Origin of the sequence: Pseudomonas sp. WOUb67 (assembly GCF_050058005.1) — a bacterium.
Taxonomy (GTDB): domain Bacteria; phylum Pseudomonadota; class Gammaproteobacteria; order Pseudomonadales; family Pseudomonadaceae; genus Aquipseudomonas; species Aquipseudomonas putida_R.
The window spans coordinates 465,727-486,455 of record NZ_CP170112.1; the positions used below are offsets into that span (position 1 = coordinate 465,727).

General features: G+C 63.8%; 15 protein-coding genes. 8 read left to right on the forward strand and 7 right to left on the reverse strand.

Translation table 11 applies throughout. The annotated features are described in order from the left end of the window. Window positions 1-63: 63 nt before the first annotated feature. The 5 genes from ABOC32_RS02140 to ABOC32_RS02160 are packed head-to-tail and all read left to right on the forward strand — an operon-like array spanning window position 64 to window position 5,174. On the forward strand, window positions 64-1,245 hold the full coding sequence (locus ABOC32_RS02140) for an SfnB family sulfur acquisition oxidoreductase (RefSeq protein ID WP_426809991.1): 1,182 nt from the start codon (window positions 64-66) through the stop codon (window positions 1,243-1,245). Then, window positions 1,245-2,636 (forward strand): LLM class flavin-dependent oxidoreductase, encoded by a 1,392-nt coding sequence (locus tag ABOC32_RS02145; RefSeq protein WP_426809992.1) that lies wholly within the window; start codon window positions 1,245-1,247, stop codon window positions 2,634-2,636. Before ABOC32_RS02140 ends, ABOC32_RS02145 begins: the two co-directional genes overlap by 1 nt. Continuing rightward, on the forward strand, window positions 2,629-3,429 hold the full coding sequence (locus ABOC32_RS02150) for a MetQ/NlpA family ABC transporter substrate-binding protein (protein ID WP_426809993.1): 801 nt from the start codon (window positions 2,629-2,631) through the stop codon (window positions 3,427-3,429). The genes ABOC32_RS02145 and ABOC32_RS02150 overlap by 8 nt, the downstream gene beginning before the upstream one ends. Window position 3,430: 1 nt before the next feature. After that, window positions 3,431-4,540: a methionine ABC transporter ATP-binding protein gene (locus ABOC32_RS02155; protein ID WP_426809994.1), complete on the forward strand. Its 1,110-nt coding sequence runs from the start codon at window positions 3,431-3,433 to the stop codon at window positions 4,538-4,540. Then, window positions 4,530-5,174 (forward strand): methionine ABC transporter permease, encoded by a 645-nt coding sequence (locus tag ABOC32_RS02160; protein ID WP_012270026.1) that lies wholly within the window; start codon window positions 4,530-4,532, stop codon window positions 5,172-5,174. Before ABOC32_RS02155 ends, ABOC32_RS02160 begins: the two co-directional genes overlap by 11 nt. A gap of 130 nt (window positions 5,175-5,304) precedes the next feature. Here the strand turns inward: ABOC32_RS02160 and dibA are convergent, their stop codons facing one another. Beyond that, window positions 5,305-7,200, reverse strand: a complete 1,896-nt coding sequence (gene dibA, locus ABOC32_RS02165) for a phosphodiesterase DibA (RefSeq protein WP_426809995.1) — start codon at window positions 7,198-7,200, stop codon at window positions 5,305-5,307. Between the two features lie 240 nt (window positions 7,201-7,440). On the opposite strand from dibA, the gene desA reads away from it, so the two are divergent. Together desA and ABOC32_RS02175 are read left to right on the forward strand one after the other, a co-directional pair. Further along, window positions 7,441-8,625 carry a delta-9 fatty acid desaturase DesA gene (gene desA, locus ABOC32_RS02170; RefSeq protein WP_426809996.1) on the forward strand — a complete coding sequence of 395 codons (1,185 nt, stop codon included), beginning with the start codon at window positions 7,441-7,443 and terminating at the stop codon, window positions 8,623-8,625. Between the two features lie 141 nt (window positions 8,626-8,766). Beyond that, window positions 8,767-9,753 carry a GGDEF domain-containing protein gene (locus tag ABOC32_RS02175; RefSeq protein ID WP_426809997.1) on the forward strand — a complete coding sequence of 329 codons (987 nt, stop codon included), beginning with the start codon at window positions 8,767-8,769 and terminating at the stop codon, window positions 9,751-9,753. A 186-nt stretch (window positions 9,754-9,939) separates the two neighbouring features. On the opposite strand, the gene ABOC32_RS02180 is transcribed toward ABOC32_RS02175, so the two are convergent. The 5 genes from ABOC32_RS02180 to ABOC32_RS02200 all read right to left on the reverse strand — a co-directional run bounded on the left by ABOC32_RS02180 (window position 9,940) and on the right by ABOC32_RS02200 (window position 18,580). Then, window positions 9,940-11,199 (reverse strand): HDOD domain-containing protein, encoded by a 1,260-nt coding sequence (locus tag ABOC32_RS02180; protein WP_426809998.1) that lies wholly within the window; start codon window positions 11,197-11,199, stop codon window positions 9,940-9,942. 138 nt (window positions 11,200-11,337) lie between these two features. Further along, window positions 11,338-12,615, reverse strand: coding sequence for a 4-aminobutyrate--2-oxoglutarate transaminase (gene gabT, locus ABOC32_RS02185; protein WP_426809999.1), 1,278 nt, complete (start codon window positions 12,613-12,615; stop codon window positions 11,338-11,340). Window positions 12,616-12,797: 182 nt separating this feature from the next. After that, a complete protein-coding gene (gene gabD, locus ABOC32_RS02190) occupies window positions 12,798-14,240 on the reverse strand; it encodes an NADP-dependent succinate-semialdehyde dehydrogenase (protein ID WP_016484375.1) in 1,443 nt (480 codons plus the stop codon). Window positions 14,241-14,549: 309 nt separating this feature from the next. Further along, a complete protein-coding gene (locus tag ABOC32_RS02195; protein ID WP_426810000.1) occupies window positions 14,550-16,226 on the reverse strand; it encodes an aryl-sulfate sulfotransferase in 1,677 nt (558 codons plus the stop codon). Window positions 16,227-16,243: 17 nt separating this feature from the next. Next, window positions 16,244-18,580, reverse strand: coding sequence for a TonB-dependent receptor (locus ABOC32_RS02200; RefSeq protein WP_426810001.1), 2,337 nt, complete (start codon window positions 18,578-18,580; stop codon window positions 16,244-16,246). Window positions 18,581-18,772: 192 nt separating this feature from the next. On the opposite strand from ABOC32_RS02200, the gene ABOC32_RS02205 reads away from it, so the two are divergent. Next, window positions 18,773-19,687 (forward strand): LysR family transcriptional regulator, encoded by a 915-nt coding sequence (locus tag ABOC32_RS02205; RefSeq protein WP_426810002.1) that lies wholly within the window; start codon window positions 18,773-18,775, stop codon window positions 19,685-19,687. Between the two features lie 131 nt (window positions 19,688-19,818). On the opposite strand, the gene ABOC32_RS02210 is transcribed toward ABOC32_RS02205, so the two are convergent. Next, a complete protein-coding gene (locus ABOC32_RS02210; RefSeq protein ID WP_426810003.1) occupies window positions 19,819-20,724 on the reverse strand; it encodes a TauD/TfdA dioxygenase family protein in 906 nt (301 codons plus the stop codon). Between the last annotated feature and the right edge of the window lie 5 nt (window positions 20,725-20,729).

A 20,729-nucleotide genomic window follows, 5' to 3' on the forward strand; every position in this document is an offset into this window, starting at 1 on the left:
CTGTGGGAGCTGGCTTGCCGGCGATTGAGGCGCGAAGCGGCCCCTGGGGCCCCGGAGAACAACATGACTACAAAAATCATCACCAGCGACACCGAAGCCCTGAACGTCGCCGAAGACATCGCCCAGCAACTGCGCCGCGACAGCGCCCTGCGCGACCGCGAGCGCCGCCTGCCCCACGCCGAACTCGAGCTGTTCACCCGCTCCGGCCTGTGGGCCATCAGCGTGCCCAAGGCTTTCGGCGGCGCCGGCGTGTCCAACGTCACCCTGGCCAAGGTCATCGCCCGTATCGCCCAGGCCGACGGCTCGCTGGGGCAGATCCCGCAAAACCATTTCTACGGCCTGGAAGTGCTGCGGGTAAACGGCAGCCCCGAACAGCAACAGCGCCTGTACGCCGAGGTACTGGCCGGCCGCCGCTTCGGCAATGCCCTGGCCGAGCTGGGCACCAAGACCGCCAACGAACGCACCACCCGCCTGAGCCGAGACGGCGAGGGTTTTCGCATCAATGGCCGCAAGTTCTATTCCACCGGCGCCATCTACGCCCAGCGCATTCCTACCTCGGTCGTCGATGAGCAAGGCGTGCAGCAGCTGGCCTTCGTCCCGGCCGACAGCCAGGGCTTGCAGGTGATCGACGACTGGAGCGGCTTCGGCCAGCGCACCACCGGCAGCGGTTCGGTGGTGTTCGACAACGTGTATGTCAGCGCCGCCGACGTGGTGCCGTTCCAGAGTGCTTTCGAGCGCCCCACCCCGGTCGGGCCGCTGGCACAGATCCTCCATGCCGCCATTGACACCGGCATCGCCCGCGCCGCCTATGAAGATGCCCTGCACTTCGTGCGCACCCGCAGCCGCCCATGGGTCGACTCCGGCCTGGACAAGGCCACGGATGACCCGCTAACGCTGAAGAGCTTCGGCCACCTGGCGATCCGCCTGCATGCCGCCGAAGCCCTGCTGGAGCGCGCCGGTGAATACCTCGACCGCGCCCGCGACGACAGCACCGCCGACAACGTGGCCGCCGCTTCCATCGCCGTGGCCGAAGCGCGCGCCATCAGCACCGAGATATCGCTCGCTGCAGGTACCGCGCTGTTCGAACTGGGCGGCAGCCAGGCCACCCTGGCCGAGCACAACCTCGACCGCCACTGGCGCAACGCTCGCGTGCACACCCTGCACGACCCGGTGCGCTGGAAGTACCACGCCATCGGCAACTACTACCTCAACGATGCCAACCCGCCACGCCGGGGGACCATCTGATGGCCAAGCAGATTCTGCTCAATGCCTTCAACATGAACTGCATCGGGCACATCAACCACGGCCTGTGGACCCACCCACGGGACACCTCGACCCAGTACAAGTCGTTGGAGTACTGGACCAACCTGGCGCGCCTGCTGGAGCGCGGCCTGTTCGACGGGCTGTTCATCGCCGACATCGTCGGCACCTACGACATCTACGGCCAGTCGCTGGACGTCACCCTCAAGGAGTCGATCCAGCTGCCGGTCAACGACCCGCTGCTGCTGGTTTCGGCCATGGCTGCGGTCACCCGCCACCTGGGTTTCGGCCTTACCGCCAACCTCACCTACGAGGCGCCATACCTGTTCGCCCGGCGCCTTTCCACCCTCGACCACCTGAGCAATGGCCGGGTGGGCTGGAACATCGTCACCGGCTACCTCGACAGCGCCGCCCGCGCCATGGGCCTTGAGCAGCAACCCGAGCACGACCGCCGCTACGACCAGGCCGACGAATACCTGCAGGTGCTGTACAAGCTGCTGGAAGGCAGCTGGGCCGACGACGCCGTGGTCGCCGACCGCGAGCAGCGCGTCTATGCCCGGCCCGACAAGGTGCGCAAGGTCAGCCACCACGGCGAGTTCTACAACGTCGAGGGCTATCACCTGAGCGAACCCTCGCCGCAACGCACGCCGGTGCTGTTCCAGGCCGGCAGCTCGCAGCGTGGCCTGGCCTTCGCCGGCAACCACGCCGAATGCGTGTTCATCAGTGGCCAAAACAAGGCCGCCACCCGCGCCCAGGTCGACAAGGTACGCGCTGCCGCCCAGGCTGCCGGGCGCGACCCGCAAGCGGTCAAAGTGTTCATGGGCATCACGGTGATCGTCGCCGCCACCGAGCAGGCGGCTCAGGCCAAGCATGCCGAGTACCTGCGCCATGCAAGCCCCGAGGCCGGCGTCGCGCACTTTGCCGCATCCACCGGCATCGATTTTGCGGCCTACGGGCTGGACGAGCCGATTGGCTTCAGCCAGGGCAATGCCATCCAGTCCGCCACGCGCCAGTTGCAGGACAACGCCTGGACCCGCCGTCGCCTGCTTGAACAGCACGCCTTGGGCGGCCGCTACGTAACCCTGGTCGGCTCACCGGAACAGGTGGCCGAACAGTTGATTGCCTGGATCGACGAAACCGGGCTGGACGGTTTCAACCTGACCCGCACCGTCACCCCGGAAAGCTTCGAGGACTTCATCGACCTGGTCATCCCCCAGTTGCAACAGCGTGGCCGCTACAAGACCGCCTACGCCGAAGGCACCCTGCGCGAGAAGCTGTTCCAGGCCGACCACCCGCACCTGCCCGCCGATCACCCGGGCTCGACCTACCGCTTCACCCCAACCCCTGCCCCGACTGGAGCCCTGCACCATGCTTGAAAAACTGTTCCGGCCCGTCGCGGCCATTGCCCTCACCCTTGGCCTGTCCGCCGGCGCGCTGGCTGCCGAACCGCTGAAGATCGGCACCACCTCGGCCTTTGCCATTCCGCTGGAAGCCGCAGTGGAAGAAGCGCACAAGCAAGGCCTGGACGTGAAGCTGATCGAGTTCAGCGACTGGATTGCGCCCAATGTCAGCCTCAACAGCGGCGACATCGACGTGAACTACTTCCAGCACATCCCGTTCCTGGAAAACGCCAAGGCTGCTGCGGGCTTCAACCTGGTGCCTTACGCCTCGGGCATCATCAACAACGTTGGCCTGTACTCGAAACAGTACAAAAGCTTCGCCGAGCTGCCTGAAGGCGCCAGCGTGGCCATCGCCAACGACCCGATCAACAGTGGCCGTGGCCTGCAACTGCTGGCCAAGGCCGGGCTGATCAGCCTGAAGCCAGGCGTTGGCTACAAGGCCACCGAAGACGACATCGTCGCCAACCCGAAAAAGCTGAAAATCCTTCAGGTCGAGGCGGTTCAGCTGGTACGCGCCTACGATGACGCCGACCTGGTGCAGGGCTACCCGGCCTACATCCGCCTGGCCAACACCTTCGACGCCACCTCGGCATTGCTGTTCGACGGCCTGGAAAACAAGGAATACGTGATCCAGTTCGTCATCCGCCCGCAAAGCAAGGACGACCCACGCCTGGCCAAGTTCGTCGACATCTACCAGCACTCGCCGGTGGTGCGTGCAGCATTGGACAAAGCCCACGGCAAGCTCTACCAAGCCGGCTGGGAAGGCTGACATGAGCCAGGCCAGCGCGCTCAGGGCGCCTACACCACAACCATTGCCGCCAACGGTCAAGGAACAGGCCCTGCGCCCGGAGGTCAATGAAGCCCATGTGCGCTTCATCGGCCTGGGCAAGACCTACCCTGGCCAGACCCAACCGGCCTTGCAAGGCATCGACCTGAACATCCGCCATGGCGAGATCTTCGGCATCATCGGCCGCAGCGGTGCCGGCAAGTCTTCACTGCTGCGCACCATCAACCGCCTGGAGCAACCCAGCCAGGGCCGGGTACTGATCGACCAGGTGGACATCGCGCCCTTCGACGAGGACCACCTGGTGGCGCTGCGCCGGCGCATCGGCATGATCTTCCAGCACTTCAACCTGATGTCGGCCAAGACCGTGTGGCAGAACGTCGAGCTGCCATTGAAGGTGGCCGGCGTGGCCAAGGCCGAGCGCCAACGCAAGGTACGCGAGCTGCTGGAGCTGGTCGGCTTGCAGGAAAAGCACCACGTGTACCCGGCGCAACTGTCCGGCGGGCAGAAACAGCGCGTCGGCATTGCCCGGGCGCTGGTGCACGACCCCGAGATTTTGCTGTGCGACGAGGCCACCTCGGCGCTCGACCCGGAAACCACCGCGTCGATCCTTGAGCTGTTGCGCGACATCAACCAGCGCCTGGGCCTGACCATCGTGCTGATCACTCACGAAATGGCGGTGATCCGCGATATCTGCCACCGGGTGGTCGTACTGGAGCGCGGCGAAGTGGTCGAGCAGGGCGAAGTCTGGCGGGTGTTCGGCGCCCCACGGCACGAGGTCACCCGCACCCTGCTTGCACCGTTGCAGGCCAGGTTGCCTGCCGCGCTGCAAGCCAGCTTGCGGGCCAGCCAGGTGAGCCGCGACAGCGCTGTGGTACTGAAACTGACCTTGCTCGGCGAGCCCGAGCTGTCTGCCCTGTTCAACGATCTGGGGGGCCGCGTGCGCCTGCTGCAGGGCGGCGTGGAAACCATTGGCGAGCATGCCTTGGGGCAACTGATCCTGTCGGTGCAACACTCGCCGCACGACACCCATCAACTGCTGGAACGTGCCCGCCGCTGGGCCGAGGACGTGGAGGTACTGGGCCATGTGGTTTGATCGCCTGCTGGAAGGCTTGCTCGATACCCTGCTGATGGTCGGCGTGTCGTCGCTGATCGCCCTGCTGGTGGGGGTGCCGATGGCGGTGCTGCTGGTCACCAGCGACAAGGGCGGCATCTTCGAGGCACCGCTGCTGAACCGGGTGCTGGGCGCCTTCGTCAACCTGTTCCGCTCGATCCCGTTCCTGATCCTGATGGTCGCGCTGATCCCCTTCACCCGCCTGGTGGTAGGCACCACCTACGGCGTGTGGGCGGCGGTGGTGCCGTTGACCATTGCCGCCACGCCGTTTTTTGCACGGATTGCCGAGGTCAGCCTGCGCGAAGTCGACCATGGTTTGGTGGAGGCCGCACAGGCCATGGGCTGCCGGCGCTGGCACATCGTCTGGCACGTGCTGTTGCCAGAGGCGCTGCCGGGCATCGTCGGGGGTTTCACCATTACCCTGGTGACCCTGATCAACTCCTCGGCCATGGCCGGGGCAATCGGAGCCGGGGGCTTGGGCGACATTGCTTATCGGTATGGTTACCAGCGCTTTGACAGCCAGATCATGCTGACCGTGATTGCCCTGCTGGTGGCATTGGTGGCGTTGATCCAGCTGGGCGGGGACCGCCTGGCGAAGGGCTTGAACAAGCGATAGATCGGGGGCCGCTACGCGCCCCATCGCCGGCAAGCCAGCTCCCACAGGTACAGCGCTGCTCTCCAGCCTTGTGCAGTACTTGTGGGAGCTGGCTTGCCGGCGAAAGGGCCGCAAAGCGGACCCGGCGATCTCATTCCCAGCGAAGATCCCCAGCCGGCACCGGCCGCCCGAACCAATAGCCCTGCCCCAACTGACACTGCTCCTGCAGCAGGAAGCTGGCCTGCTCCGCTTGCTCGATGCCCTCGGCATGCACCTGCATGCCCATGCTGCGGGCCAGGGCGATGATCACCCGCACGATCGCGATGTCATCTTCATCCAGCGGCAACCCGGCAACGAAGCCCTGGTCGATCTTCAGCTTCTGCACCGGCAAACGCTTGAGCCGCAACAACGACGAATACCCGGTGCCAAAGTCGTCGATGGCCAGGGTCACCCCCAGCTCGCGAAGACGATGCAGCTGCTCCAGCGCCACTTCCGGGTCTTCCATCACCGCGCTTTCGGTCACTTCCAGTTCCAGCAGGGCCGGGGCCAGGCCAGTCTCGTGCAGCACCTCGGCCACCTGCCGGTACAGTTCATGCTGGCCAAACAGGCGGCTGGAGATGTTCACTGCCACAAATGCCAGCTGCCGGCCTTCGGCCTGCCACTGCACCATTTGCCGGCAGGCCTGGCGCAGCACCCAGGTGTCGATTTCGGCAATCAGCCCGGTGCGCTCGGCAATAGGGATGAACTCGCCCGGCGGCACCAGGCCGCGTTGGGGGTGCTGCCAGCGTACCAATGTCTCGACCCCGACCTGCCGGCCTGTCGCCAGGTCATGCACCGGCTGGAAGTACGCCCGCAGCTCATCCTGCTCCAGGGCCCTTCGCAGCTCGCCGGCGGTCTCGACCCGGTGCTGGGCGTGAGCGGTCAGCTCTTCGGTGTACAGCGCATAGCAGGCACGCCCGTTGCTTTTGGCCTTGTACAACGCCGCGTCGGCATTACGCAGCAACTGCTCGGCGCTCAAGGCGTCGCTGGGGAACAGGCTGATACCGACGCTGGCACTGATGAACAGGCGATTGTCCTCGAACAGGAACGGCTCGCGCATGCGCTCGATGATGCACTGCGCCAGCTTGCCCGCCTGGCCGACCTGCTGGCAGTTCTCGGCCAGCACACCGAACTCGTCGCCACCCAGGCGTGCCAGGGTCACGCCGTTGCCCAGCACCTCGCCCAGGCGCTCGCCCACCAGCTTCAGCAACTGGTCACCGATGGTGTGGCCCAGGCCGTCATTGATACTCTGGAAATGGTCCAGGTCCAGCAGCAGCAGGGCACAGCCGCGCTTGTTGGCCTGGGCGGCCGCCAGGGCCTGCTCGACCCGGTCGGTGAACAGCAGGCGGTTGGGCAGGCCGGTCAGCGGGTCGTGGTGCGCCAGGTAGGCCAGCTCCTGTTCCGAATGCTTGATCGCACTGATGTCACTGAACACCGCCACGTAATGGCTCAGCTCACCGTCGTCATCGCGGATGGCGCAGATGGTCTGCCATTGCGGGTAAATTTCGCCGCTTTTGCGCCGGTTCCAGATTTCGCCGCTCCACTCGCCCTGCTCGGCCAGGGTGGCAAAGATCTGCTGGTAGAACGCCTGGCCATGGCGGCCCGATTTGAACTTGCTCGGGCGATGGCCGATCACCTCGTCCTGCTGGTAGCCGGTGATGCGCATGAAGGCACGGTTCACGTGCACGATCAGGCCCTGGCGGTCGGTGACCAGTACACCTTCGAGGGTACTGTCGAACACTGCGGCGGCCATGCGCAGCCGCTCGCGGTCCTCGCAGCGCAGGCGCGCACCAGCACCGATGAAGTTCAGCAGCCGTACCCTGGAAACGTAGATCAGTACGGCACTGAACAACACCCACAGCACGATGTTGATCTGCCGCCCCACGGTCAGTGCCAGGGGGTCGTCAGTCATGCCGTGCAGCATCACCTCGGCGAGCGCCAGCCAGAGGATCGAGAGCACCACATACAGCGCAGCCATGCGCAAGGCGTCGCGAACGGAAACAGACATGTCGGGTGGGATTGCCCATCAGAAAAGAATGGGCATTATAAAGGCTCTGGCGCACTGTGGGAGCGGGTTTACCCGCGAAGATGGCAACCCGGTGGATGGCACCGGCTCTGCCGGTGTTCGCGGCTGAAGCCGCTCCCACATGGATTGCGTGAAATATCGCGTCGTCAGCTTTGACTGGTTTTATTTCCCTGCCAAGGGATAATCAGCCCCTCCTCCTGCATTCCGAGGGTTTTTACACCTATGTGGTATTACGGCCTGCTCGACTTGTCGGCCTGGCAACTGGTCGGCATCACCTTGTTGATGACCCACGTGACCATCGTCAGCGTCACGGTCTACCTGCATCGCTACTCTGCGCACCGGGCCCTGGAGCTCAATGGCGCACTCAAGCACTTCTTCCGCTTCTGGCTGTGGCTGACCACGGCGCAGAACACCCGCGAATGGACCGCCATCCACCGCAAGCACCACGCCAAGTGCGAAACCCCCGACGACCCGCACAGCCCGGTGCACAAGGGCCTGGGCACAGTGTTGCGCAAGGGCGCCGAGCTTTACCGCGAAGAGGCGCGCAACCCCGAAACCCTGCGCATCTACGGCAAGAACTGCCCGGATGACTGGATCGAGCGCAACCTCTACTCGCGTTACAAGCTGGGTGGCATCGCCTTGATGGCGGTAATCGACCTGCTGCTGTTTGGCACCATCGGCATCACCATCTGGGCGGTGCAGATGATGTGGATCCCGTTCTGGGCTGCCGGTGTGGTCAATGGCCTGGGCCACGCGCTCGGCTATCGCAACTTCGAATGCCGCGACGCGGCCACCAACCTGGTGCCATGGGGCATCGTCATCGGCGGCGAAGAACTGCACAACAACCACCACACCTACCCCAACTCGGCCAAGCTGTCGGTGAGGCGCTGGGAGTTCGACATGGGCTGGGCCTGGATACGCCTGTTCTGCCTGTTGCGCCTGGCCAAGGTGCAGCGCGTGGCACCGATTGCCCACCGGGTGGCGGGCAAGGCCAGCCTGGACATGGACACTGCCATGGCCATCCTCAACAACCGCTTCCAGATCATGGCCCAGTACCGCAAGCTGGTGATCGGCCCGCTGGTGAAACAGGAACTGGCCCGCGTCGATGCATCGGTGCGTCACCACTTCCGCCGTGCCAAACGCCTGCTGTCGCGCGAAACCAGCTTGCTGGAAGACCGCCACCATGTGCGAATCGAGTCCATGCTTGCCCATAGCCAGGCGCTGAAGACCATTTACGAAAAGCGCCTGGCCCTGCAGCAGATCTGGGCGCGCACCAGCGCCAACGGCCACGACATGCTGTCTGCCATGAAGGACTGGATTCACGAGGCCGAAACCAGCGGCATCCACGCCCTGCGCGACTTCGCGGCGCAGCTCAAGACGTACTCGTTGCGCCCCACCGGCGCCTGACCGCCGTTAGTCGGCACGCCCCTTTTTGGGGCGTGCCGTTCGGAACTTACCCCCTGCGCCTCCACTCAAATCCGGCACATCGCCCGCGTGGCGGGCAGGATGCTGGCCGCACGCTTTCAAGTCGAGACCTGATTCGTGCACATGGCCAAGAACATTCCCACGATCCTGCCTGGTACCCCGCCTCCTGGAGCCGCCCAGACCTTGCTGGCCTTGCTCCATGCCCAAGGCGAAGTCGCCCGCCTGAGCGAGCGTGACCAGCTGTTCAGCTCGTTGCTCGACAGCGTCAATGCGGTGCTCTGGGCCTTCGACTGGGAAACCCGTCAGGTGTTGTACGTAAGCCCTGCCTACGAGCGCATCTTCGGCCGCCCGGTGAGCCTGGTGCTGGCCGACTACAACGAATGGCGCGACAGCATCTACCCCGACGACCTGGAGTTCGCCGAGCGCAGCCTGGCCCAGGTGCTGATCAAGGGCTCGGTGGAAGACCGCGAATACCGCATCCTCAATGCCGACGGCCACGTGCGCTGGCTGAGCGACAAGTGTTACATCAACCAGCAACGCGAGGACGACCGGGTGATCATCGTCGGCATTGCCGAAGACATCACCGAGAAAAAGCAGCTCGAAAGCGAGTTGCAACGCCTGGCCACCACCGACGTGCTGACCCAGAGCAGCAACCGCCGGCACTTCTTCGAATGCGCCCAGCAAGCCTTCGACAGTGCCCGCGAAGACGGCACGCCGCTGGCCTTCCTGTTGCTGGATATCGATGATTTCAAAGTCATCAACGACAGCTATGGCCACCAGGAAGGCGACCAGGTGCTGCAACGCATCGCCGACAGCGGCAAGGCCGTGCTACGCCGTGGCGACTTGTTCGGGCGTATTGGCGGCGAGGAATTTGCCGCGATATTCCCGGGGTGCGATGCGCAGATGGCGGAACCGGTGGCCGAGCGCCTGCAGCGAGAAATACAGCGCTTGAGCTTCAGCCATGGCGAGCAGACGTACGGGGTGACGGTGAGCCAGGGGCTGACCGGGCTGACCGAAGAAGACGTGGCACTGGACAGCCTGTATGCCCGTGCCGATGCGGCGATGTACCAGGCCAAGCGGCAGGGCAAGAACCAGATCGTCCGCGGTTGAAACATTCCCCTATGGCAGCGGGCTTATCTCATGCCCGTCATCTAAGGTTTCTTTTGCTTTACTGGGGCTGCTTTGCAGCCCTTCGCGGGCTTGCCCGCTCCCACAGGGACAGCGTATTCCTGCACTCACCGCGAAACCTGTGGGAGCGGGCAAGCCCGCGAAGGGCCGCAAAGCGGCCCCAAAAACTCAGAGGGACACTTCAGTCTCCGCCGCAGGCGGCTCTTCCTGGGGCTTGACCTCAGGGTTCTGAACCTTGCGCAGCCGGTTCAGCTCCGGCAAACCCATCTTGAGCAACCGGGCCGTCTTGCCACTGGCCACCTTCTCCAGCCCCTGCTCGGCCGGCAGCCGCGACAACTGCCCTGCCAGGTTCATCGCCAGGATCTCTCGCGAATACACGCCACCGCCCAGCTGGTAGATCGCCGCAATCAACTCGCGCAGTGCCAGCGGCAAGCGCCACCGCGTGCGTAGCGCCGAACCGAACGCCGCACCGAACTCATCCAGCGATTGCTGTACCTGGCGTTCGTCCAGCTCGCCCCCGGCCAACCGCCACTCTTGCAGGCAACGCAACACCGCCAGGTCGCCCAGGCAGTGCAGCAACCCCGCGCAATAGCAGCGCCCTTCGTCGAGCTCGAGCATGCGCGCCAAGGTACGGCCGTATTCGGCCGTGTGCAGCGAAAGGGCCCAGTAACCGGCTGCGTGCTGCGCCAACAACGGGTCGCTGAGCCGTGCGCTGCGCTTGAGGGTCATGCCCAGGATCAGGTTCATGCTCTGGGTGCTACCAAGCTTGTTCAGGGCCTGCAGCAACGTTTGCACCGGCGCCTCACGGTGCAGCGCGGCGCTGTTGGCGGCCGCAATCAGGACGGCAGTGACCTGAGGGTCGTTACGCACTTCCTCTTCAAGCACCTTCAGGTTCAGGCCCTGAGGGTTGAGCGCCCGCTTGATCGCCACCTGCACATCGGCCAACAGCGGCCCGCCATCGGCGGTAGCGCGGCGCTGCTCCAGGTAGGCGGGCAGGCTGGCACCGACCTGCAAGGCCGGCACCGGGCAGGCGATTTCTTCGCCAACGGCCACCAGCAGCTCTTCCAGGCGCTTGCGCAGGTTGTCCAGGTTCAGTGGTTTGCTCAGGTAGGCGGTGGGGTGCAGGGGCAGCACCTCGCGCACACTGGCGCTGTCGCTGCGGTTGCTCATGAGGATGAACGGCAACCCCGGCCCTTTGGCGCGGACCTTGCGCAGCAGGTCCAGGCCGTCGACACCGGCCAGCTCGCGGGCGGCGATGATCAGGTCGGGTTTATTGGCCAACAGGTTGAGTGCCTGCGAACCATCGGCGCACACCTGCAGCCGGGCATCACAGCGAACGCTGAGCAGCATCTCGCTGAGCATGTCACGTACCCAGGGATCGCCCTCGACAATCAGTACGTTTGGTGCGGTGGGGTTTGCAGCGCTCATCGCCAACAACTCCTGAATAGCCTGACACACATTCCGTCGCAGCTTCCAAAGCAAATCCTCCGCTAACCATAGCGCCCCATGGCTTTTCTGGGCACAAAAAAAACCCGCCGAAGCGGGTTTTTTCAGAAGCGCGTCACATCAAGCGAGTTCAGCGAAGCACTCTTCGATGATGGCCAGGCCTTTGTCCAGCAGTGCGTCTTCGGCAGTCAGCGGTACCAGGATACGCAGAACGTTGCCGTAGGTGCCGCAGGACAGCAGGATCAGACCCTTGTCGCGTGCCTTGGCAACAACCTGGCCAACAGCAGCAGCGTTCGGGGTGTGAGTGCCTTTCTCGAAGACTTCGACAGCAATCATCGAGCCCAGACCACGGACGTCGCCGATGATCGGGTGCTTCTGCTGGATTTCGCGCAGGCCAGCGGTCAGACGCTCACCTACAGCCTTGCTGCGGTCCAGCAGTTTTTCTTCTTCGAACACTTCGATCACGGCCAGGGCCGCGGCGCAAGCGATCGGCGAACCGGCGTAGGTGCCGCCCAGGCCGCCCGGAGCGATGGCATCCATGTACTCGGCCTTGCCGCACACACCGGCCAGCGGGAAGCCGCCAGCGATGGATTTGGCGAAGGTGGTCAGGTCAGGCGCAACGCCCATCTGTTCCATGGCGAAGAAGGTACCGGTACGGCCAGCGCCAGTCTGTACTTCGTCGGCGATCAGCAGGATGCCGTGCTGGTCGCACAGGGCGCGCAGGCGCTTCATCAGCTCTTTCGGCGCTGGCAGGAAGCCGCCTTCGCCTTGTACTGGCTCGAGGATGATCGCGGCGATGTCGCGCGGCTCGGCGTCGTTCTTGAAGATGCGCTCGACCGAAGCGATGGCGTCGTCAACGCTGACACCGTGCAGTTCGCTCGGGAACAGCGCGCGGAACACGCCGCCTGGCATCAGGCCCATGCCAGCGGAGTACGGCACGACCTTGCCGGTCAGGCCCAGGGTCATCATGGTACGGCCGTGGTAGCCGCCGGTGAAGGCGATGACGCCAGCACGGCCAGTGGCGGCACGGGCGATCTTCACGGCGTTTTCAACGGCTTCGGAGCCGGTGGTGACCAGCAGGGTCTTCTTGTCGAAGTCGCCTGGTACCAGCTTGTTGATCTTCTCGCACAGCTCTACGTAGGGTTCGTAGGCCAGCACCTGGAAGCAGGTGTGGCTGACTTTGGTCAGCTGCTCTTGCACGGCTGCAACCACTTTCGGGTGCAGGTGGCCGGTGTTCAGTACTGCGATGCCGCCGGCGAAGTCGATCAGTTCGCGGCCTTCAACGTCGATCACGGTCGAGTTCTTCGCGGTGTCGACGAAGATCGGGTGGATCTGGCCAACGCCACGTGGGACGGCAGCTACACGACGTTGCATCAAGGATTCGTTGGTCTTGCTCATAATGCCCTCATTGCGCCGACAGGAATGGCGCTTTTATTCGGGGGTGGCTGGGAGTGCTCGCGCACAGTATTCGTTGATCGACTGCCGTAAACGCCCTGGCCACCAGGTACTGCAATGTAAAAAAGGCCAGCGAGACGTCGCTCTCGCGCCCCGCTGGCAGAGGTAAAGCCTTTACCGTGCTATCAGACGCTGATGCACAGGTATTTGATTTCGAGGTAGTCCTCGATACCGTATTTGGAACCTTCGCGGCCCAGGCCCGAGGCCTTGATGCCACCGAACGGTGCCACTTCGTTGGAGATCAGGCCGGTGTTGATACCCACCATGCCGTATTCCAGCGCTTCGGCAACACGGAACACACGGCTCATGTCGCGGGCGTAGAAGTACGAAGCCAGGCCGAACTCGGTGTCGTTGGACATGGCGATGACTTCGGCTTCGTCTTTGAAGCGGAACAGCGGCGCCAGTGGGCCGAAGGTCTCTTCCTTGGCGACGGCAGCGGTCTTCGGTACGTCAACCAGGATGGTCGGCTCGAAGAAGTTGCCTTCGATCAGCTTGCCACCGGACAGCACCTTGGCGCCTTTGGAGACGGCGTCTTCGATGTGTTCCTGAACCTTGGCGACGGCTTTACCGTCGATCAGCGGGCCAGTGGTGGTGCCGTCTTCCAGGCCGTTACCGATCTTCAGCTTGGCAACTGCAGCGGCCAGCTTCTGGGCGAACGCGTCGTAGACGCCGTCCTGCACGTAGATACGGTTGGCGCAGACGCAGGTCTGGCCGTTGTTACGGTACTTGGAGATGATCGCGCCCTCGACCGCCTTGTCCAGGTCGGCGTCGTCGAACACGATGAACGGGGCGTTGCCACCCAGCTCCAGGGAAACCTTCTTGATGTCCTTGGCGCATTCCTGCATCAGCTGGCGACCGATTTCGGTCGAGCCGGTGAAGGACAGCTTGCGTACCAGGGAGTTGCCGGTCAGTTCGCCGCCAACTTCGCCAGCGCTGCCGGTAACCACGCTCAGCACGCCAGCCGGGATACCGGCACGGTGTGCCAGCTCGACCAGGGCCAGGGCGGAGTAAGGGGTTTGCGATGCAGGCTTGAGCACCATGGTGCAGCCAGCGGCCAGGGCCGGGCCGGCTTTACGGGTGATCATGGCGGCCGGGAAGTTCCACGGGGTGATGGCCGCGGTAACGCCGATTGGCTGCTTGATGACGATCAGGCGCTTGTCTGGCTGGTGACCCGGGATGGTGTCACCGTAAACGCGCTTGGCTTCTTCGGCGAACCACTCGATGAACGAGGCGGCGTAGGCGATTTCGCCCTTGGCTTCGGCCAGTGGCTTGCCCTGCTCGGTGGTCATCAGGCGAGCCAGGTCGTCCTGGTTCTCGATCATCAGTTCGAACCAGCGACGCAGCTTGGCCGAACGCTCTTTGGCGGTCAGTGCACGCCAGGCCGGCAGGGCCTTGTCGGCGGCTTCGATGGCGCGGCGAGTTTCCGCGGTGCCCATCTTCGGCACGGTACCGATGACTTCACCGGTGGCCGGGTTGGTCACCTTGATGGTCTGGCCGTTGTCCGCATCCAGCCACTCACCATTGATATAGGCTTGCTGGCGGAACAACTGAGCGTCTTTGAGCTGCATGTCGGCTTCCCGAATTGTTGATTGTTGAAAAGCGCCCAAGGCAGGGCATCGAGCGTTTGAAATCTCAAACGAATGCTAAGCGGCTGCTGGGGTGTTGGACAATAGGCTGTTCGAAAAAAAGAACGAATGGTTGAACAGTCCATCTGAAATCGCCCGCAAAACGGCCGCTTCAGGGTAGACGATCAAGCAGAAAGAAATGTGAAAGGGGGAATGGTTGCCGTGAGATTTTCAGCGCCTGTGAAAACGAGCGCCGCGCGGGCGGCGCTCGATGTACGCATCAACACAAAATTTACGTCAGGCCTACCCAGCTCAAAATGCTTTGGCCAGGTCGATCACCAGCGCTCGATAACCGACCGAGCCCGGCTGCCGGCTGTGCACCTTCAGCTCCACCAGCACCTCCTGGGTCCCGCGCCGCACCTCGTTGAGCACGGTGGTGGTCAGTTTCTCGGGGGTGAGGAAGTTCACCGAAGCCGAGTAGATGAACTGGGTGTCGGTCTCTGGCCGGTAGGCCACCACCGAGGTCACCGGGCTGTACCACTCGTCGCCGCGCTCCTTGCCGTACTCCCACACCTGCTCGACGGTGCCCTTGGCTTCGTCGATGCGGTACTCCACCGCCCGACTGTAGTTGCCGGCAAGCTTGGTCGGTGCAAAGTCACGCCCCCAGCCGTTGTCGAACACGGTCAGCGTGCCTTTGCCGGTCAGCCAGGCGGTGTGCTGGGTCCACGACCAGTCGAAGTTTTCGCTCGCAACCGGTGTCAGCACTTTGTCGCGCAGGCGCTCAGGCCAGCCTTGAGGCGAGGCAAGAATCCACTTCACCTGCTTGTCGCGGCCGATCTTCACTACGCCCTGATGCCGCGCTGAAACGATAATGCTGTCGTCATCGGCGTCGTAATCGATGGCATTGACGTGGGCCCAGTTGCGCCCGGTGCCCACACCCGGGGTGTCGCCAAACGGCAGGTTACCCTCGGCCAGTTCGTTGGCCAGGCGGTCGTCCTGCTTCTGCACCCCTTCCGGCAACTGGATCGCTGCCTTGCCGAGGGTTTCCAGCAAGTCGCCGCGGTACGGGTCGAGGATCTGGTTGAGGTCCCAGAAGTCCAGCACATCCCCGGCTTCGCTGACCTCGATGATGTGGTCGCGAATCGAGCGCACGCGCTTGCCGTCGGGGCGGCGGTAGTCGCTGGTGCCCACCCGCAGCAGGTAGGTGCCGTTGGCGGTTTCGCGGATTTCGTGGGAAAAGTCGGCGAACTTGTCGGGCAGGCTGCGCTGCCAGATGCGCCGGCCCAGCAGGTCGTACTTGGAGTAGGTCTGGCCCTGGCCCCAGATCAGCTTGCCGTCGCGGGTCTGCTGGAAGCCCATGGTGCCGCCCAGGCCGTCGCGGCGGTTGGAATCGTGGATCTGCTCGATATCCAGGTACCAGCGCACATCGCCATTGCTGTCGGCGATCCAGTTGTTGCCCACCTGGTCCCATTCCGCTGCCCCCCCCAGGGCATTCCACTTGAAGGCGCGGGCACCCGGAATGTCACCCTGCAAGTGGTTGAACAGGTACAGGCGCTTTTCAAAGCCGGGCGCCACCTTGACCGGCTCCACTTCCGGCAACGCGGCGGTCTGCCTGGCCACCACCGGCAGGCGCACGGCCGGGGCGTAGATCTGGTACTGCTCGCGAATGCGCTCGCCATCGAGCTTGTAGGTCACCTCGACCTGGTTGACGTAATCCGGGTAAAGCCCGAATACCGGGATGCCGCCGTAGGTCCACAGCGAACGGTCGGACACGTCATAGACGATGTCCACTCCGCGCTCACCGCGCCCTAGCACACGCACATGCGCATCACTCAGGCTGCGCCCACCGTCGCGGATGATCGCGGTCAGCGGCGCCAGGCGGTACGGGTTGACCACAACGTCGCCGAGCAGCGCTTGGTCGCGCTCCGGGACTTTCGCGGTCAGGCAGGCGCCTTCAGGCAGTGCAGGGGTTTCGGTCTTGGCATTCATGGCAAAGCTCCTTGTGCTCAGAAGTCGTAACGGGCGGTGGCGCCGAAGGTGCGCGGGGTGCCGAGCACGCCGGCATAGCCACCGTTGGCGGAGTTCCACAGGCTGGTGAAGTAGGTTTTGTCGCCGGCGTTTTTCACCCACAGCGACAGGTCGACCACGCCATCGCCCTGGTCCAGGCGCACACCGGCGGAAAGGTTGACCAGCGCATAGCTGGGGATCTGGCCGAAATCGGAATCGTCGATGGTGCCCACGGCCTTCGAGCGGAAGGCGTAGCTGGCAGTCACGTAGGGCTCGACATGCTCGGTGGCCTGCCACTTGTACTGGGTGTTGAGGTTGGCGATGTACTTGGAGGCGCCGACCACCTGGTGGCCGGACAGGTCGCAGGTGGCGGTGGCATTGGCCAGGCTCACCTCAGGCGGGCATGGGGCATCTTTGTACTCGGTGTAGCGCACGTCGTTCCACGAGCCGTTGAAGTTGACCGTAAGGCCACGGATCGGCAGTGCCGTGGCTTCGAACTCCAGGCCACGCGAGCGCACGCTGCCGGCGTTGGCCAGGTATTGCACGCGATTGATCTGGTCGTAGACGTTGGCCTGGTAGCCATGCACTTCGGCCCAGAACAGGTTGCTGTTGAGTTGCAGGCGGCCGTCGAACAGCGTGCTTTTCAGGCCCAGTTCGGCATTGTTGACCCGCTCGGTACCCACCAGCAGCGAGTCGGTGCCCAGCCGTGGTGCAGCGCCGACGGTAAGGTTGACGCCACCGGACTTCTCACCGTGGGTCAGGGTGGCGTAGCCCAGCAGTTGCTCGTTGAAGCGGTAGCTCAGGCCCAACAGGCCGGAAGGGCTGAAGCTGTACTGGTTGAGGTCGCCCGAATCGTAGGCACCTATCCGGGCCTGGCGCGCAGTGGCAGCGGCCCCCGTCACTGCAGCACCACCTTCGGGCGCATCGCGGGTCACCCAGGCGCTTTTTTCTTCATAGGTACCGCGGATGCCGGCGGTGAAGTCCAGGCGGTCGGTGACATGCCAGGTGCCTTGGGCGAACAGCGCATAGCTGTCGGTATCGATGTGCCCGTCACCAATGGTGTTGACGTTGTTCAGCGCACCGGCCGGTGTGAGGTTCCAGACATCCGCCTGCGGCCCGTAGTAAGTGAAGGATTTGTTGTCCAGGTCCTGCTTGAAGTAATAGGCACCCAGTACGTAGTCGAAAGCGCCGCCGGTTGGCGAAGCCAGGCGGATTTCCTGCGAGTACTGCTTGTCGCGCACCGATACCCCGGCGCTGTAGAACACCGGCACGTTCAGGCCATCGTCGTTGCGCGGGGTGAAGTCCCACCAGCGGTAGGCGGTGATCGAGGTCAGGGTGAAGTCGTTGGGCAAGGTCCAGTTGGCTTCCACCGAGGTGCCGCCCTGGAACACCGTCACCTGCTGGTCAGCGTCGAAATTGACCTTGCGGTCCTTGCCCGACACCAGCGTCGCGCCGGCCTGGGCGGCCAGGCTTTCGTAGCGGTTGACGCCATTGATGGTCGGCCCGGTGCTGTACAGGCTGAGGATGCCGTTGTTGGAGTCTTCTTCGTTGTATTCGCCAATCCAGCGCAGGTTGAAGGTGTCGCTGGGCTTGAACAGCAACTGGGTACGAAAGCCTTGGCGCTTGCCGCCATTAAGGTCGTCACCGTTGTGGATGTTCTTCACGTAGCCGTCGTCTTCGGTGCGATAGGCGCTGATACGCCCGGCCAGGGTCTCGCTGATCGGCCCCGAGAAACTGCCCTGGGTTTGCAGGTAGCCGTCTTCGCCAATCGACTGCTGGATGCTGCCTTCGCGGTGGAAGGTGGGCTTGCGCGTAGTGATGTTGAGTACGCCGGCCGTGGTGTTCTTGCCGAACAGCGTGCCCTGCGGGCCGCGCAGCACTTCCAGCTGTTCCACATCCAGCAGGTCGAATACCGCCATGCCGGGTCGGCCGAGGTACACGTTGTCCAGGTAGATGCCGACGCTGCCTTCCAGACCATCGCTGGCCGGGTTGTTGCCCAGGCCACGGATCGAGATGCTCGACTGGCGTGCATGCACGTAGGCGACGTTGGTGCTGGGCACCAGCTGTTGCAAATCCTGCACGCGGTAGATGCGCTGGGTTTCCAGGGTTTCGCTGTCGAGCACGCTGATCGGCGTGGGCACGCTTTGCGCGGTTTCTTCGCGGCGGCGGGCATTGACGGTGACGGTGCCGAGCTTGGCTTCCTGCTCTACCGCCGGGGTGGTGCTGACCGGCTCTTCGGCGAAGCTGCCAGAGGACGCCGCCAGCAACACGCCAGCGGCCAAGGGTTGCAAGGTGAAGCGCGACGCGCGCGCAGGCCAACGGGAAAGTCCGGACATGCAAATGCTCCTTGAGGCATGGGCCCTGGCGAGCATTTCCGTTGACGGAACCGAATCGCGGTCAGGTGGGCTTATATTCTTTTAAGTAATATAAATATTTGTAATTCATATTTAGTGGAATAAATAACACCCTTTATAAGGGGACTCACCCTTGTCAGCAATTGCATTTGACCGAAGGTTTTAATGTAGAAAATGCATATCGATCTGCGTCAGCTGCGCCACTACATCGCCCTTGTCGAGCACCGCAGTTTCGTCGCCGCGGCGGCGGCCGTGAACCTGTCGCAATCGGCCTTCAGCCGCAGCATCCAGACCCTGGAGCACAACATCGGCTGCCGCCTGGTGGACCGCGCCAGCAAGGAGCTGGCGCCGACCCGCCAAGGCTTGCTGGTGCTGGAGCATTCGCGCCGGCTGGTGCACGGGGCGCACAACCTGGTCAACGAAATCCACCAGTTCAACGGCGCCACTACCGGGGTGGTGCGCTTCGGCTCCGGCCCTGCGCCGGCCGGTGGCCTGGTGCCGCGCGCGGTGGCGCGGTTCGTGGCCGAGTACCCGGCGGCGCGCACCTGCTTTCAGGTGGACAACTGGCAGGCGCTGAACCGCAAACTGGTGGCCGAAGAGATCGAGTTCTTTGTCGCCGACACCCGCCAGTTCGAGTCCGACCCGGACTACCAGGTGCACAAGCTGACGCCACAGCGCTGGCACTTCTGCTGCCGCGCCGGTCACCCGCTGACCGAGCAGGAGACCGTGCAGGCACGAGACCTGTTCGACTACCCGATGGCCACCACCTTCCGCCCGCCGAACATCCGCAAGATCCTCAGCGACCTCAGCGGGCGGCAGGACTTTCTGCCCTCAGTGGAGTGCGAGCACGGGTATGCGCTGCTGAATGTGGTGATGCACTCGAACACCATCGGCATTGCCTGCAATGCCAACTTGCGGCCGTATCAACGCGAGGGCGGGCTGGTAAAGTTGAAGCTGGCAGACCTGACGCCCGAGCAGGAAGAGGCGTGCCATACCCGCTATGGGGTGGTCAGCCGGGTGGGGTATGGCTTGTCGCCATTGGCGCAGGGGCTGGTCAGGCAGTTGATTGCCTGTGATACCGAAATGTGAAGGCTTGCGAGGCCTGATGTAGGAGCAGCCTTGTGCTGCGAAGAGGCCGGTACAGACACCGCAAATTGATGGTGTTTGCACCGGCCTCTTCGCAGCACAAGGCTGCTCCTACACAGGGTTCTCTACTGGGCTCACCCCTTGCGGGTGGTCCGGCTCAACTGGCCATCCACCCCAACCGGCACCTCTCCCGCCAATGTCACCCGCCGCACCACCCGTGGCTGGGTGCCATAATCATCCACCGCATAATGCTGCGTCGCGCGGTTGTCCCAGATCGCCACGTCCCCCGCCTGCCAGCGCCAGCGCACGGTGTTTTCCAGGCGCGTCACATGCCCTTGCAGCACCGCGAACAGGTGCTGCGAATCCGCCAGCGAATAGCCCTTGATGCGTTTCACGAAATGCCCCAGTTGCAGCGCCCGCTCGCCACTGATCGGGTGCACACGCACTACCGGGTGCTCGGTTTCGTAAACGGTTGATGTGAACACCTTGCGGTAGCGCTCCAGCTTGGCCGGGTCCACATCGGGCTTGATGCTGGCGTAGTCGTATTCGTTGCTGTGCACCGCCCACAGTTTGTCGGCCAGCTCGCGCAGCGGCTCGGGCAGTTCCTGATAAGCCGCGGCCGTGTTGGCCCAGACGGTGTCGCCACCCGAAGCCGGCGCTACCACGCTGCGCAGGATCGAGGCCTTGGGGTAGGCGTCGACGAAGGTCACGTCGGTGTGCCAGGAGTTGGCCCGCTGGCCTTCGGCGCCATCGAGTTGCAGCAGATAGCTGGTGCCATCCACCACCGGTACGGTGGGGTGGGCGACCGGCTCGCCGAGCAGTTTGGCAAAGCCTTCCTGGCTCTGGTCATCCAGGTGGGCCTGGTCGCGGAAGAAGATCACCTTGTGCTGTACCAGTGCAGCCTGGATAGCCTCGATGGTGGCGGCATCGAGGTCGGCGGACAGTTGCACACCGCGGATTTCGGCGCCGATACGGCCGGCAACCGGGTGAATGTCGAGTTCGAGGGTTTGTGGCGCGGTGGCCAGGGCGGCATTGCTCATGGTCG